This window comes from Mammaliicoccus sp. N-M50 (assembly GCF_022386995.1).
Classification (GTDB): Bacteria; Bacillota; Bacilli; order Staphylococcales; family Staphylococcaceae; genus Mammaliicoccus; species Mammaliicoccus sciuri_A.
On record NZ_JAJNJA010000001.1, the window covers coordinates 244,692 to 260,910 of the forward strand.

Genomic DNA, 16,219 nt, shown 5'->3' on the forward strand with positions numbered 1-16,219 from the left:
CTCCTTTACAGCCCACCAAATCTTCGTTGTCTCGACTGATAAATTTTTAAACAGTCTATGAGTGATTGTTCATCAAAATCTGGCCACAGTGTCTTAGTAAATATAAATTCACTATAAGATGATTGCCATATTAAAAAATTACTTAATCTTTCTTCACCTGATGTACGAATGAGCAACTCTGGATCTGGAATATCTGAAGTGAATAAATATTTCTTTATATTATCTTCACATAGATCATCAATTGTTAAATTGCCTTCTTCAACTTCATGGTAAAGTTCTTTAACAGCATTAAGAATTTCTGCTCTACCACCATAGTTCAACGCAAACACAAGATTTAGCCCTGTATTATGTTTCGTTTTTTCGATAGCTTCTTCAATTGCATTTTTAGTATGCTTAGGCAAAGCTTCGGTAAAACCAATCGTTGTGACTTTAACATTTTTTTCGATCAATTCAGGTAGAAAAGTCTTTAAAAAATCAACAGGTAATTTCATTAAATATTTCACTTCATCTTCTGGTCTCGACCAATTTTCCGTAGAAAAAGCATATAAAGTCAAATATTTCACACCTAAATCACTTGCTTTACGTGTTATTTTCTTAACCGTTTGCATACCTTCATAATGTCCTTTTATACGAGGCATTTTTCTATTTTTAGCCCATCTACCATTTCCGTCCATAATAATTGCTATATGTTCAGGTATCGATAATTCATTGTCTTGATTATTTATTTGTTGTTTTTGCTTTATAAACTTTTTTATCATAGCGTCCTCCATCAAACAAACGCGAATTTATATGTAAAATTAATTAAACATATCGTAATACATTTTATCACAAAAAGAGTGATTCTGTTATATATAAAGAAAAAACCGTACCAAAGTCTGATTTGGTACAGCTCTTATCTTTAAACTTCCAAAATGTCATTTTCTTTTTGAGTCGTTAAATCATCTATTTGTTTGATGAAATCATTTGTAATGTTTTGAACTTCTTCAGTTTGATTTCTTAAATCATCTTCTGTAATTTCGCCATTTTTTTCTTGTTTCTTCAAATCTTCATTTGAATCACGACGAACATTACGAATTGCAACTTTAGCATTTTCAGCTTCTTTTTTAGCTTCTTTTACTAATTCTTTTCTGCGTTCTTCAGTTAATGCTGGTACTGAAATTCTAATAACTGTACCATCACTTGTTGGATTAACACCTAAGTTAGCAGCATTTATTGCTTTAAGTACATCATCAACTGATGATTTGTCATATGGTTGAACAACTAACAAACGCGCTTCAGGTACTGAGATACCTGCTAATTGTTGAATAGGTGTTGGAACACCGTAATACTCAACATTTACTCTTTCTAAAAGATTCGCATTTGCATGTCCAGTTCTAATACCAGCTAAATCTCTATTGAAACTTTCAATAGTTTTGTTCATTTTTGACTTCGTTTCTTGAATAACATCTGCCATGGAATTACACCTCAAGTTTATTTTGTAATAATCGTACCGATTTCTTCACCTTGAACAGCACGTTTAATATTTCCTTCTTCCATAATTGAGAATACAACAAGTGGGATATCATTGTCCATACAGAATGATGAAGCAGTTGAATCCATAACTTGTAATCCTTCTTGTAACATTTGAATATATGTTAATCTTTCGTATTTTTCTGCTTTAGGATCTACTTTAGGGTCAGCAGAATAAACACCATCAACATTGTTTTTACCCATTAAGATAACATCAGCCTCAACTTCAGCTGCTCTTAAAGCTGCAGTCGTATCTGTAGAGAAGTAAGGATTCCCTATTCCCGCTGCAAATATAACGACCCTCTTTTTCTCTAAGTGACGAATCGCACGTCTTCTAATATATGGTTCAGCAACTTGTTTCATTTCGATTGAAGTTAATACACGAGTATCACAATCTAATTGTTCTAAACTATCTTGTAATGCTAAAGCATTCATAACAGTGGCTAACATGCCCATATAATCAGCTGTTCCACGATCCATACCTAAATCGCTTCCAGTTTTACCTCTCCAAATGTTTCCGCCACCAACGATTACAGCAACTTCGCAATCCATTTGAGCAACTTCTGACACTTGTTGAGCGATACTTTTAATTACGACTGGGTTAATGCCAAAGCCTGAATCTCCTGCTAAAGCTTCACCACTTAGTTTTAATACGACGCGTTTATATTTAGAATTCTTAGTCATCTTGATCCCTCTCTATGCTTATAATTAGGTCTTTATATATAACGAAAGAAGACACAAAGCGTGTCTTCTTCCTAAAAAGCAATCTTAGTTGCCTTTCATTTGTCCTTTTACTTCATCAGCAAAGTTATCAGAACGTTTCTCGATACCTTCCCCAACTTCGTAACGAACGAAATCTACAAGCACGCCACCGTCTGTTTTTAAGAATTCAGCAACAGTTTGGTCTGGATTTTTAACGAATGCTTGGTCAACAGCACAGATTTCTTCTAAATATTTACGCATTCTACCTTCAACCATTTTTTCAACGATATTTTCAGGTTTACCTTCATTTAAAGCTTGTTGTTTTAAAATTTCTTTTTCGTGAGCTAATTCTTCTTCAGATACTTGGTCACGAGAAACAAATTTAGGGTTTAATGCAGCGATGTGCATAGCAACGTCTTTAGCTGCTTCTTCATTTGTTGAACCTTCAACAACAGTTAATACACCAATACGTCCACCCATGTGTAAGTACTCACCGAATGAATCGTTATCAGTTTTTGTTTTTAATGTAAATCTACGTAAAGTTAATTTTTCACCAATAGTAGAGATAGCTTCGTTCATTTTTTCTTCAACAGTTTGACCACTAGCTAATTTTGAAGCGTTTAATGCATCAACATCAGCTGGTTTAACATCAAGAATATGATCAGCCATTTCTTTAACTAAGTTTTGGAAACCTTCGTTACGAGCAACGAAGTCAGTTTCTGAGTTTAATTCAAGAATTACTGCATCGTTACCTTTAGATGCAACAAAAGTAGTACCTTCTGCAGCAATACGGTCTGCTTTCTTAGCAGCTTTAGCGATACCTTTTTCACGTAAGTAATCTACCGCTTTATCGATGTCACCATCAGTTTCTGTTAAAGCTTTTTTACAGTCCATCATACCTGCGCCAGTTTTTTCACGTAGTTCTTTAACAAGTTTAGCTGAAATAGCCATAATCTAATTCCTCCATTTATTCAAATAATATATTGTTTATCTTAAATCTTTCTAAAAAAAGGTGATAAGTTATAGAACCTTATCACCTTTTTGAAATTATGCTTCAGTAGTTTCAGTTGATTCTTCTTCAGGTGCTTGTTCTGTTTCGTTTAAGTCGATGTTTTGCTCTTCAGCAACATCTTCATTTGAAACGCCTTGTTGACCTTCTAAAATAGCATCAGCCATTTTACCAGTTAACAATTTAACAGCACGAATAGCATCATCGTTCGCAGGGATAACATAGTCGATTTCATCTGGGTCACAGTTTGTATCAACAATACCAACGATTGGAATGTTTAATTTACGTGCTTCAGCAATCGCATTACGCTCTTTACGAGGGTCTACTACGAATAATGCTTGAGGCATTGATTTCATATCACGAATACCGCCTAAGAATTTGATTAAACGGTTATATTCTTTTTTAAGTTCTACAACTTCTTTTTTAGGTAATACATCAAACGTACCGTCTTCTTCCATTTTTTCAATTTCAGAAATACGTTTTACACGTTTAGAGATTGTTTTATAGTTAGTTAAGATACCACCTAACCATCTTTGGTTAATGTAGTAGTGTCCAGCACGTTCAGCTTCTTCTTTAACTGACTCTTGTGCTTGTTTTTTAGTACCTACGAATAATACTTTACCGCCTTCTTCAGAAACAGATTTAATAAAGTTGTATGCTTCGTCAACTTTTTTAACTGTTTTTTGTAAATCGATAATGTAGATACCGTTTCTTTCTGTGAAAATGTATTTTTTCATTTTTGGGTTCCAACGGCGTGTTTGGTGACCGAAGTGAACACCTGCTTCAAGCAATTGTTTCATTGAGATAACTGCCATGATAATTCCTCCTAATTGGTTTTATTCCGCCATAAACACTTATTATAGAAACAACTTAGTTAAGTTGCACCAATCCATAATTTTCGTGATTATGTGTGAATTTGGCTTTTATAGCCGTTTTCAAATATATCATATCTTATTCTGTTCATCAAGTATTTTATTTAGATAATCCTAACTCATCTAAGAATTTTTCTTTTTTAATTCTAATGAATGTACCCTTCATACCTAAAGAACGAGATTCAATTACGCCAGCACTTTCTAATTTTCTTAATGCATTGACGATAACTGATCTTGTAATACCTACTCTATCAGCAACTTTAGAAGCAACTAATAAACCTTCAGGTGCACCAAGTTCTTCAAAGATATGTTCAATCGCTTCTCTTTCTGAATATGAAAGTGAATTAATTGCCATATTGATTGCTGCTTTATCTCTAGCTTCTTGTTCAATTTCATTATGTTTTTCTCTTAATATTTCCATACCAATAACAGTAGCTGCATATTCACCAAGTACTAAATCGTTGTCATTGAAATCTTGAGATACACGTCCAACTACTAATGTACCTAAACGTTCACCACCACCAAGGATTGGGAAAATTGTTGTTTGACTATCAACGAATAATTCTTTATTTTCTGGTGGGAATACAGTTAATACTTCTTCAATACCGATATTTGATTTCGTTTGTTCTACATGCATTAATTGATCAGTATATTCTTTAGGAATATGTCTGTCTTCTAACATTTTGATAATACGTTCATTGCTTAATAATTCATTTAAACTTGAACCTAAAATTTTACCTCTTCTTGATACGATGAATACGTTTGTCACCGTTACATCACTGATAGTTTTAGCCATATCTTTAAAGTCTACAGCAATACCTTTATGCTTTTGTAATAACGTATTTAATTCTCTTGTCTTTGATAATAAACTCATTTAATTTTTTCTCCTTTTTTATAGAATAAACGCGCTTAAATCTTTATTTGTCGCAATAGATTCTAATTTTTGATTAACATATTCAGGTGTTATATCTACAACTGCATTTGGCATATTTGAAGCTTCAAAAGAAAGATCTTCTAGCATTTTTTCAAGTATAGTATGCAGTCTTCTTGCACCGATATTATCTGTCTCTTGGTTAACTTGAAAAGCAATTTCAGCTAAACGATTAATGGCTTCATCTGTAAAGTTGATTGTCACCATCTCAGTTTCCAACAATGCTTTGTATTGATCAAGAAGCGATTGTTTCGGTTCTTTTAAAATTTTAACGAAATCTTCAGTAGTTAAACTATCTAATTCAACACGAATTGGAAATCTACCTTGTAACTCAGGTATTAAATCACTTGGTTTAGACATATGGAATGCACCTGCACCAATAAATAAAATGTGCTCAGTATTAATTGAACCATATTTCGTTTGAACGACACTACCTTCAACAATTGGTAAAATATCTCTTTGTACACCTTGTCGAGATACATCTTGTCCACCGTTACTGTTGCTCACAGCAATTTTATCGATTTCATCGATGAATACCATGCCCATTTGTTCAGTTAATTGAATTGCTTCTTCGTTAACTGACTCTTGATCAATCAATTCATTCGCAATCTCATCTGTTAAAATTTTTCGTGCTGATTTAACTGGCAAGTTTCTTTCAACTTTTTTCTTAGGCATCATTTGGCTAAGCATATCTTGCATTTGAGGGTTATTTTCCATACTCATCATGCCAAGTGTTTGTTGTTCTTGTTCTACTTTTATTTTAACGATTTCTTCTTCAAGTTCACCGTTTAATAATTGTTTTTTAATATCTTCACGTTTTGTTTTTATCTCTTCAGTTGGTGTTTCTTCAACTTCTTCTTGTTGATTGAAGTTCGGGAATTGTCCACCAAATAATGACTCTAACGGATTATTACTATTACTTTGTGCTTTTTTCTTCATGCTTGGCACAAGCAATTTCACTAATTTTTCATTAGCTTTTTGAGTTGCCTCATCAAGTACGCCTTTTTTCTTTTCTTCTTTAACAAGTCGACGACCAACTTCAACAAGGTCACGTATCATACTTTCAACATCTCGACCTACATAACCTACTTCAGTAAATTTAGTAGCTTCTACTTTTACAAAAGGTGCACCAACTAATCTAGCCATTCTTCTAGCTATTTCAGTCTTACCTACACCTGTAGGACCTATCATGAGAATGTTTTTAGGTATGATTTCGTTTCTAAGTTGTTCATCTAATAAACTTCGTCTATAGCGATTTCTTAGAGCAATTGCTACTTTACGTTTAGCATCTTGTTGACCAATGATATGATCATTTAATCGATCAACGATATCATGCGGTGTCATTTTTAATTGATTTTGTGACAACCTTAAACCCCTCCAATTATATTTCTTCAACTTTTATTTCATGGTTTGTAAACACACAAATATCTGCAGCTGTATTAAGTGAAGCTTCTGCAATTTCTTTAGCCGATAAATGAGGTGCATATGACTTAAGCGCTCTACCAGCACTTAAAGCGTAATTACCACCAGAACCAATAGCAATGATACCATCATCTGGCTCAATCACTTCTCCAGTACCACTTACGACTAATAAATCCGTCTCATTCATAACAATGAGCATCGCTTCAAGTTGACGTAACATTTTATCTCCACGCCATTCTTGAGCAAGCTCAACTGCAGCTCGCGTTAAATTACCGCTATATTCTTGTAATTTAACTTCAAATTTTTCGAATAAAGTAAATGCGTCTGCAACGCTGCCAGCGAAACCAGCAACAACTTTATCATGATATAATCTTCTAACTTTTCTTGCTGTTTGTTTCATGATGACTTGCTCACCTAATGTAACTTGACCGTCACCTGCCATTGCAGAATGACCATTATGTCTTATTGCAAATATAGTTGTAGCATGTAATGAAGAACTCATTATCAAATCTCCTTTACGCACGTGGATGTGCTGATAAGTATACTTTTCTTAATTGATCTTTTGTAACATGTGTATATTGACTTGTCGTTGATAAACTTTCATGTCCCAGTAAACTTTGAACACTTCTCATATCGGCTCCTTGATTTAGCAAATGTGTTGCAAAAGTATGCCTTAATTTATGAGGATGAATATGATACACACCTTGCGTTCTCTTAACAATTTCGTTGAGTGCATATCTTACACCACGTTCAGTTATAGGTTTACCTCTCATGTTTACTATCAAGAAATCATGATCTAAATGCATCTGACTTCTAAATTGTTCAATATAGTCAACGATTGCACTTTGACAATACTCTCCAAATGGAACGATACGTTCTTTATTCCCTTTACCTAGCACTTTGACAAATGCATAATTCAAATCAATATCACTCATTTGAATATGAACTAATTCTGACACTCGAATACCTGTCGCATAAAGCAACTCAAGAATGACGCGATCTCTTATATTCGTTTTTTTACCATCATCAAGTGTTTTAAATAGCTTTTCCATTTCTTCTTCATAGAAAAAGCTTGGTAAATGATGTTCTTTTTTTGGATGTACAAGTTGAATAAATGGATTCTGAATTTCGCTATCAACACTCATCCAATATTGATATAAAGATCTTAATGTAGAAATTTTACGCGAAACACTCGTCCTTTTATGTCCTTTATTATACAAAAACGCAAGGTATCTCCTTGCATCTTTATATTCAAATGATTCTAAAGATAAATGTTCTGATTGTAAAAAATCATTAAATTCATTCAAATCAAGTTGATATGCATTTAAAGTATGGGTGGAAAAATGTTTTTCATAAGTTAACATATCAACAAACTGTTGTTCAATTGTATGTACCATAACTCATTCCTCCCATTTTATCTGAATTGTATCACAATTCTAAAAAATCTTAAAATAATTTACTAAAGCATTACTTTAAATGAATCTAAATGTTTTAATGCACGATTTGCAAGTGTTTCATATCGTTCTTTCTTATCTTTAATACGTTTTTCTAATGTAGGTAACAAACCAAAGTTCGCATTCATTGGTTGGAAGTTCTTATTATTATTCGCATGTGTAATGTAATAAGCCATACTTCCGATTACTGTTTCTCTAGGGAAAACAATTGGGTCAAGTCCTGAAACGAGTTTACTCGCATTAATTCCTGCAATCAGTCCACTCGCTGCACTTTCAACATATCCTTCTACACCAGTCATTTGACCAGCAAAGAATAAATCTTCTCTTGATTTTAATTGATACGTTTCTTTAAGCGCGTTTGGTGAATTAATAAATGTATTTCGATGCATCACGCCGTAACGTACGATATCAACATTTTCTAATCCAGGAATTAGCGAAATAACTTCTTTTTGCGCGCCCCATTTTAGATGTGTTTGGAAACCTACAATATTATATAACGTTCCAGCTGCGTCATCTTGTCGTAATTGAACAACTGCATATGGTCTTTTACCAGTTTTAGGATCTTCTAAACCTACAGGCTTCATAGGACCAAATAATAAAGTTTTCTTACCACGTTCAGCCATTACTTCAAATGGCATACAACCTTCAAAATAAATTTCTTTTTCGAATTCTTTTAAAGGTACAACTTCAGCATTTATAAGTGCATCATAAAAAGTATTGAATTCTTCTTCAGTCATTGGACAATTCAAGTATGCTGCATCACCTTTGTCATAGCGTGATTTCAAATATACTTTATCCATGTTAATAGATTCTTTTTCAATAATTGGTGCAGCTGCATCATAGAAGTACAGTTGTTCTTCACCTGTAATATTCATAATTTGTTTCGTTAAACTTTCTGTCGTTAAAGGACCTGTTGCAATAATTGTTGGTCCATCAGGAATCTCAGTTATTTCTTCATTTTTTACAGTAATATTCGGATGATTCTTAAGCGTATCTGTAATGTATCCCGCAAAATCATGTCGATCGACAGCAAGTGCACCTCCCGCTGGTACACGCGCATTATCTGCTGCTTTTATAATTAATGAATCTAATTGTCTCATTTCTTCTTTTAAGACACCGACAGCATTTGTTAACTGATTACCTCTTAAAGAATTAGAACATACAAGTTCTGCAAATTTATCTGTATGATGCGCTGGTGTTTGTTTTACCGGTCTCATTTCATATAGATTAACATTGAATCCTCTCTTGGCAATTTGATATGCCGCTTCTGAACCTGCTAATCCAGCACCGATAACATTTATTGAAGTCATTATTTATGCCTCCTTGATTTTCGAATTTTTTATTCCATATTGAATTGTATAACAAATCTGAATTTAATCAAATGATAAAGTGATGATAAATTTTAAAAATTAGTGACGTTTTACTATTAAAACATTAAATCAAAAAACAAGTGCAAAAAGTTATCATTAAAATAACTTTTTGCACTGTATTATAACTATTTTTGTTCTTGCTCTTTATAATCACAATTTGGACATATAACTTGAGCTGTTTTTCCTTTTTTACGTTCAACAAGTACTGTTTCACATTTAGGACATGAACGATCTAAAGGTTTATCCCATGATGTATAATCACATTCTGGGTATCTTGAACAACCATAGAATACTCTATTCTTTTTAGATTTACGTTCGACAACTTCGCCCTCTTTACATTTAGGGCATTTAACGCCAATCGTTTTAATGATTGCTTTCGTATTTCTACAATCTGGGAAATTTGAACAAGCCATAAACTTACCGTATCGGCCCATTTTATAAACCATTGGTGAACCACATAATTCGCAATCCTCACCAGCTGGTTCATCTTTGATTTCAATTTTCTCCATTTCTTCTTCTGCTCTTGCTACATCGATTTTAAAGTTTTCATAGAACATATCTATGACTTTCTTCCACTCAATTTCGCCATCTGCTACTTTATCTAGCAATGTTTCCATGTTAACTGTAAAATCAACATCGATAATTTCAGGGAAGTATTCTTTAACTGACTCATGCACGATTTCTCCTAACTCTGTAGGCACAAATCTTTTCTGGTCTAATTTTACGTAGTTTCTTTTTTGAATCGTATCGATTGTAGGTGCATAAGTTGAAGGTCTACCGATTTTTAATTCTTCTAAAGTTTTAACCAATCGTGCTTCAGTGTATCGTGGTGGTGGTTGAGTGAAATGTTGTTTTGGATCGATTTTCTCAGCCGTAACGATATCACCTTTTTCTAACGGTGGTAATTTACCTTCTTTTTCTTCATCAGTATCATCTTTAGCTTCAACATATACTTTCATGAAACCTTTAAATTTGATTGTTTGACCATTTGCTCTGAATTTCAAATCGCCTTGTGTAATATCTGCTGCAACTGTATCAGCAATAGCAGGTGCCATTTGACTTGCCATAAAACGTTCCCAAATCAATTTATATAATCGATATTGATCTCTAGATAAGAATGTTTTCATCTGATCTGGTGTACGTTCCACACTTGTCGGTCTAACTGCTTCATGGGCATCTTGTGCGCCTTGTTTACCTTTTGCTGCTTTTGTTTTAGATAAATACTCTTTACCGTACTCTTTTTCAATAAATGATGCTGCTTCAGCTTGAGCACTATCAGCTATACGTGTAGAGTCCGTTCTCATATACGTAATCAAACCAACAGTACCTTGTTTTTTCAAATCTATACCTTCGTATAATTGTTGTGCTAACATCATTGTTTTTCTAGCTTTAAAATTCAACTTACGTGATGCTTCTTGTTGTAAAGATGAAGTTGTAAATGATTTCGCAGGATATCTTAATTTTTCTTTCTTAGTAACTTGCGTAACTTCAAATTTATCCCCATCTAATTGTGTTGTAATTTTTTGTACGTCTTTTTCATTTTTTAATTTAACGGGTTTACTTTTCTCATGTAAAAACTTCGCACTAAATGTTTTAGTTTTATGTTTAAATAAACCTTCAATAGTCCAGTATTCTTCTGGATTAAAATTATTAATTTCGTTTTCACGATCTATAACGAGTCTTAATGCAACAGATTGTACTCGACCTGCCGATAAACCTTTTTTAACTTTTTTCCATAACACTGGAGAAATATTATACCCAACAAGTCTATCTAGTACACGTCTTGCTTGTTGTGCATCAACTAACTCATGTTCAATTTCTCTAGGATGCTTAAAACTATCTTTTACTGCATCTTTTGTAATTTCGTTAAATACGACTCTTGATTTTTTATTTTCATCTATATCTAATATATGTGCTAAATGCCACGCAATTGCTTCACCTTCACGATCGGGGTCACTTGCGAGATAAACGTTTTTTGCTTTTTTTGCATAGCGTTTTAAATCTTTTACAACTGGCCCTTTGCCGCGAATCGTAATATATCTAGGTTCATAATTATTTTCAACATCTACGCCCATTTGACTACGAGGTAAATCTCTAACATGCCCCATAGATGCAACGACTTTATATTTTTTTCCTAAATATTTTTCAATGGTTTTTGCTTTTGCGGGCGATTCAACGATGACAAGATTTTCTGCCAAAGTAAGTCCCCCTTGCTATTCTATTGATTACAAATGTAAATGATAAACTGATAAATTCAGCTTTGTCAATTAAAACATTTTATAAAATTTATTTTTGTTCAGTAAATATACAATAATCCTCAATGATATCTTGAGCATTTTGTACGAGCTTGGCACCTTCTTTTATTCTATTATTGCCACCTTTGCTTAGAGATTGAAAAATCGTGCCCGGGCAACAATATACATTTCTATTTTGTTCCAATGCCAAGTCTATCGTGATTAAAGAACCACTACGTTCATTTGCTTCAGTTACTAATACACCTTGTGACAATCCACTAATAATACGATTTCTTTCTGGGAAACGCCATTTTTGAACTTTCGTTGTTGGATAATACTCAGATATAACAAGATGATTTTTACGCATCAGTTCACTTATATATTGTGTCGCTTTAGGATAATGGTAATCTAAACCAAATGCAGCAACACCTATAGTTTGACCACTATACTCTATCGCTTTTAAATGTGCAAAATAATCTGCTCCCATAGCCATTCCAGAAACAACTGTAATATGAGACTTAACCAGTTCTGGGACGATAGCATCACAAATTTGTTCTGAATATTGAGTAGCCTTCCTTGAACCGACTATAGCCAATTTTTGTTTATTTTGCAATAACGACATATTACCCATTCCAAAAAGTACAAGCGGATAATCATAAATTTCCTTCAATAAAGTTGGATAACAATCCTCATCAGAAAACACCATTTGAATATTTCTTTTCTTTAATGAAGAACGTATTTTATCTATATGACTATCATTATATTTGTGATACATCGTTAATATTGTTCTCTCTTTAAAACCACTTTTATATACAAAATCAATAAAAGCAGTTCTATATGAAAGAAAATTTAACTCAGGATCATAACGAATCATCTTGTGAATTTGATTAGTCGTAAAACCACTGTAAATTAATTTTAAAATCGATTGTTGATAATCATTCATAAATGTACACCTCTTATAATGTAGATTTTTTCTGTTTTGGCTGGCGGCTAACGATCTTGTTTTGGTTTGTTGAGCGTTAGAATTTCTAACGATCTTGTTTTTCAGTCTTAATCGTTAGCGCGGGGTTCACTACTCATTTTTTTATATTTTTAACGGCTAACGATCTTGTTTCTCAGTCTTGATCGTTAGCGCGGGGGTTACTCCTCTTTTTTTAATTTTTTTAACGGCTAACGATCTTGTTTTACTTTCTTGAGCGTTAGAATTTCTAACGATCTTGTTTTTTAGTCTTGATCGTTAGCGCGGGGCTCACTACTCATTTTTCAAAATTTTTAACGGCTAACGATCTTGTTTTGGTTTCTTGACCGTTAGAATTTCTAACGATCTTGTTTCTCAGTCTTGATCGTTAGCACGACGGTCACCCCTCGTTTTTTAAATTTTTTGACGGCTAACGATCTTGTGTTAGTTTCTTGAGCGTTAGAATTTCTAACGATCTTGTTTTTCAGTCTTGATCGTTAGCACCGCATCACCTAATAAATTCTTCTAAATAATACGTCTTATACCTTTGACCTTTACTCTTAAAATGTTGATTGCATATTCTTTTTACAGTTTGAACATTATTCGCCTCACACCATTCAACTGCTTCTGGTATTGTAAATCCTTCTTTTCCTTTTATTATGGCTAGTTCCATTATGTTGAAATAGTAAATTTCCACTCTTCTAAAATTTTTCAAACAATTTGTACAAGGTATAATCTTCTTCTTTTCTTCAATTATAATAGTATGTAACTTTTTACATTCTGGACATTTTATACCTTTAGTTATCTTATTAAAAGCGACTCTTTCGACTGGTTTAAATCTATGAGAAAATATTTGCTGCTTAGCTAAAATTCGCTGAAGTATTTGTCTATCTTTTTCAATTTGTTGAGATTGAAATAGTTTTGGAAATTTATAAAATTCAGAGCGCAATAGTACTTGCGAGCGGTTTGGTATGTGGTTTCTTAGTGTAAATGTGGGATTTGAAAATACTAAATAGTGATTTATTGGTAAGTTTAGTTTTATTTCTTGAAGTATTGATTGGAGGGTACTTTTAGCTTTGTATAATTGGACAAATGGTGATGTGTAACGTTTATTATAAGAACTCTTTATATAGTTGTCATAGATTTCGAAATCGCCATAGTAGTGTTTAACTTCTAATATACTTATTTGACTGTTATGTATGATTAAAAAATCTATTTGTACTGCATTTGAAGATACAAATTCAAGATTATGGCTAAACACAATTTGGTGTTGTCGCTTTAGTAGATTTTCTACTAGTTGTTCGCCTTCATAACCTTTAAATATATTCATGATTTCAAAATCATGACTGTCTTCATTTAATCTTGATGTTATTGCATTTACATATGCTGTTTCATCGTTAAATTTCATGCCTCACTCCTGTTTGTTAATATTTTACATATATTATAGTTTATGCATTTAATATTGTCTACAAAAAAACCACTAACAAACTAAAATTCAGTTCACTAGTGGGATATATAAATTAAAACACCAAATAAGCACAGTGCTTTTCTATTGTAGAAAGACACTGTACTTATATATATGGTTATTATTTAACTGTTAGACATTTTTCGTATAAACCGTCTTCTTTTTTAATACGGTTTATAAGTGTTTCAGCGATAACAGATGGTGTATCTGCTGTATCAATACCACAGTCATTTAAAGTTTTGATTTTTTCAGATGCAGTACCTTTACCGCCTGAAATAATTGCACCAGCGTGACCCATACGTTTTCCTGGAGGTGCTGTTTGACCACCAATGAATCCTACTACTGGTTTTGTCATGTTAGCTTTAATCCATTCAGCTGCTTCTTCTTCAGCAGTACCACCGATTTCACCAATCATAACAACTGCATATGTTTCGTCGTCTTCATTAAATGCTTTTAATACATCAATGAAGTCTGTACCATTAACTGGGTCTCCACCAATACCAACTGCTGTCGTTTGACCGATACCAGCTTGAGTTAATTGATGAACCGCTTCATATGTTAATGTACCTGAACGTGAAACTACGCCTACGTGACCTTTTTTATGGATGTAACCAGGCATAATACCAATTTTACATTCATCTGCAGTGATCACACCAGGACAGTTTGGTCCTACTAAGCGAGTTTTCTTACCTTCTAAGTATCTCTTAACTTTAATCATATCAATAACAGGAATATGTTCTGTGATACAAATAGCTAAGTCTAATTCAGCATCTGCACTTTCAATAATTGCATCAGCCGCAAATGGAGCTGGTACATATATTACTGAAACAGTTGCGCCAGTTTCAGCGACTGCTTCTTCTATAGTGTTAAATACTGGTACACCTTCAACCACTTGCCCACCTTTACCAGGTGTTACCCCAGCAACGATTTGAGTACCGTATTCTAGCATTTGTTTAGTATGGAAAAGTGCTGTTGCACCCGTAATACCTTGAACTAATACTTTTGTATTTTTATCGATGTATACACTCACGTAACTCTCCGCCTTTCTTATCGTTCTTGAACTAATTTAACAATTTTTTGAGCACCATCAGCCATGATAGATGCTGGCTCGATTGCTAAACCAGATTCTTTTAAGATTTGTTTACCTTGTTCAACATTAGTACCTTCAAGTCTTACAACTAAAGGCATATCTAATTCAACTTCTTTAGCAGCAGCTACGATACCTTCAGCAATGACATCACATTTCATGATTCCACCGAAGATATTTACAAAGATACCTTCAACTTGTGAATCACCTAAGATGATTTTGAATGCTTCAGTAACTTTTTCTTTTGTTGCGCCGCCCCCAACGTCAAGGAAGTTAGCCGGATTACCGCCAAAGTGATTAATTGTATCCATCGTAGCCATAGCTAAGCCAGCTCCGTTTACCATACAACCAATGTTTCCATCTAGTGCGATATAAGATAAGTCGTATTTAGAAGCTTCGATTTCTTTTTCATCTTCTTCTTCTAAATCACGCATTTCAACGATATCTTTATGTCTAAATAAAGCATTATCATCGAAGTTTACTTTTGCATCAAGTGCTAATACTTCACCACTACCTGTTGTAACAAGTGGGTTAATTTCAACAATTGAGCAGTCTTTTTCTACAAACACATTATATAAAGACATCATTAATTTAACAGCTTTGTTAACTGATTCTTTAGGGATGTTAATATTAAATGCTATTCTTCTAGCTTGGTAAGGCATTAATCCAGTAACAGGATCAATCACTTCTTTGAAGATTTTTTCAGGTGTTGCTGCTGCAACTTCTTCAATTTCAGTTCCGCCTTCTTCAGAAGCCATTAAAGTAATTCTGTCTGTAGCTCTATCGATAACGAACCCAATGTAATATTCTTTTTGAATATCGCATCCTTCTTCGATAAGAAGACGTTTTACTTCTTTACCTTCAGGGCCAGTTTGATGTGTAACAAGTACTTTGCCTAATAATTCTTTAGCATATTCACGTACTTCATCAATTGATTTAGCAATTTTAACGCCACCAGCTTTACCACGTCCACCAGCATGGATTTGCGCTTTAACAACATATACATTTGAATCTAATTCTTTCGCTTTTTCTACTGCTTCAGCAGGTGAAAAAGCCACTGAACCATTAGGTACAGCTACGCCCATAGAGCGAAAAATCTCTTTACCTTGATACTCATGGATATTCATTCTCCATCCTCCTAATACATACAATAATGTTTGCTTACTTCTCAATTATAGAAAATGTAAGCGTTATTGTAAACAAGGA

Annotated in this window: 15 protein-coding genes; all 15 read right to left on the bottom strand. The window is 33.5% G+C overall.

Annotation, left to right across the window (positions count from 1 at the left end):
* Positions 1-5: 5 nt before the first annotated feature.
* Positions 6-758: an isoprenyl transferase gene (locus LQ622_RS01135; protein WP_025905327.1), complete on the bottom strand. Its 753-nt coding sequence runs from the start codon at positions 756-758 to the stop codon at positions 6-8.
* 140 nt (positions 759-898) lie between these two features.
* Entirely contained in the window at positions 899-1,453 is a 555-nt protein-coding gene (gene frr, locus LQ622_RS01140; protein WP_037587780.1) for a ribosome recycling factor, read from the bottom strand.
* Between the two features lie 17 nt (positions 1,454-1,470).
* Complete coding sequence (pyrH, locus tag LQ622_RS01145; protein WP_025905325.1) at positions 1,471-2,193, bottom strand: UMP kinase; 723 nt, start codon at positions 2,191-2,193, stop codon at positions 1,471-1,473.
* 84 nt (positions 2,194-2,277) lie between these two features.
* Positions 2,278-3,165 (bottom strand): translation elongation factor Ts, encoded by an 888-nt coding sequence (gene tsf, locus LQ622_RS01150; protein ID WP_185805765.1) that lies wholly within the window; start codon positions 3,163-3,165, stop codon positions 2,278-2,280.
* 93 nt (positions 3,166-3,258) lie between these two features.
* Positions 3,259-4,035, bottom strand: coding sequence for a 30S ribosomal protein S2 (gene rpsB / locus LQ622_RS01155; protein WP_025905323.1), 777 nt, complete (start codon positions 4,033-4,035; stop codon positions 3,259-3,261).
* A 157-nt stretch (positions 4,036-4,192) separates the two neighbouring features.
* Positions 4,193-4,966, bottom strand: a complete 774-nt coding sequence (gene codY, locus LQ622_RS01160; protein WP_025905322.1) for a GTP-sensing pleiotropic transcriptional regulator CodY — start codon at positions 4,964-4,966, stop codon at positions 4,193-4,195.
* Positions 4,967-4,984: 18 nt separating this feature from the next.
* Entirely contained in the window at positions 4,985-6,367 is a 1,383-nt protein-coding gene (hslU, locus tag LQ622_RS01165) for an ATP-dependent protease ATPase subunit HslU (protein WP_481817261.1), read from the bottom strand.
* Between the two features lie 37 nt (positions 6,368-6,404).
* Entirely contained in the window at positions 6,405-6,947 is a 543-nt protein-coding gene (hslV, locus tag LQ622_RS01170) for an ATP-dependent protease subunit HslV (RefSeq protein ID WP_037560086.1), read from the bottom strand.
* Positions 6,948-6,960: 13 nt separating this feature from the next.
* Complete coding sequence (gene xerC, locus LQ622_RS01175; RefSeq protein WP_239774571.1) at positions 6,961-7,842, bottom strand: tyrosine recombinase XerC; 882 nt, start codon at positions 7,840-7,842, stop codon at positions 6,961-6,963.
* Positions 7,843-7,904: 62 nt separating this feature from the next.
* On the bottom strand, positions 7,905-9,209 hold the full coding sequence (trmFO, locus tag LQ622_RS01180; protein ID WP_025905318.1) for an FADH(2)-oxidizing methylenetetrahydrofolate--tRNA-(uracil(54)-C(5))-methyltransferase TrmFO: 1,305 nt from the start codon (positions 9,207-9,209) through the stop codon (positions 7,905-7,907).
* 185 nt (positions 9,210-9,394) lie between these two features.
* Positions 9,395-11,467 carry a type I DNA topoisomerase gene (gene topA / locus LQ622_RS01185; RefSeq protein ID WP_239774572.1) on the bottom strand — a complete coding sequence of 691 codons (2,073 nt, stop codon included), beginning with the start codon at positions 11,465-11,467 and terminating at the stop codon, positions 9,395-9,397.
* An 88-nt stretch (positions 11,468-11,555) separates the two neighbouring features.
* On the bottom strand, positions 11,556-12,446 hold the full coding sequence (gene dprA, locus LQ622_RS01190; protein ID WP_204255129.1) for a DNA-processing protein DprA: 891 nt from the start codon (positions 12,444-12,446) through the stop codon (positions 11,556-11,558).
* A gap of 523 nt (positions 12,447-12,969) precedes the next feature.
* Entirely contained in the window at positions 12,970-13,869 is a 900-nt protein-coding gene (locus tag LQ622_RS01195) for a nuclease-related domain-containing protein (RefSeq protein WP_239774573.1), read from the bottom strand.
* Positions 13,870-14,047: 178 nt separating this feature from the next.
* Positions 14,048-14,956, bottom strand: a complete 909-nt coding sequence (gene sucD, locus LQ622_RS01200; RefSeq protein WP_025905314.1) for a succinate--CoA ligase subunit alpha — start codon at positions 14,954-14,956, stop codon at positions 14,048-14,050.
* Between the two features lie 17 nt (positions 14,957-14,973).
* The gene (sucC, locus tag LQ622_RS01205; RefSeq protein ID WP_025905313.1) at positions 14,974-16,140 is read right to left on the bottom strand and encodes an ADP-forming succinate--CoA ligase subunit beta; all 1,167 of its coding nucleotides are present in this window, start codon (positions 16,138-16,140) and stop codon (positions 14,974-14,976) included.
* Positions 16,141-16,219: the final 79 nt, after the last annotated feature.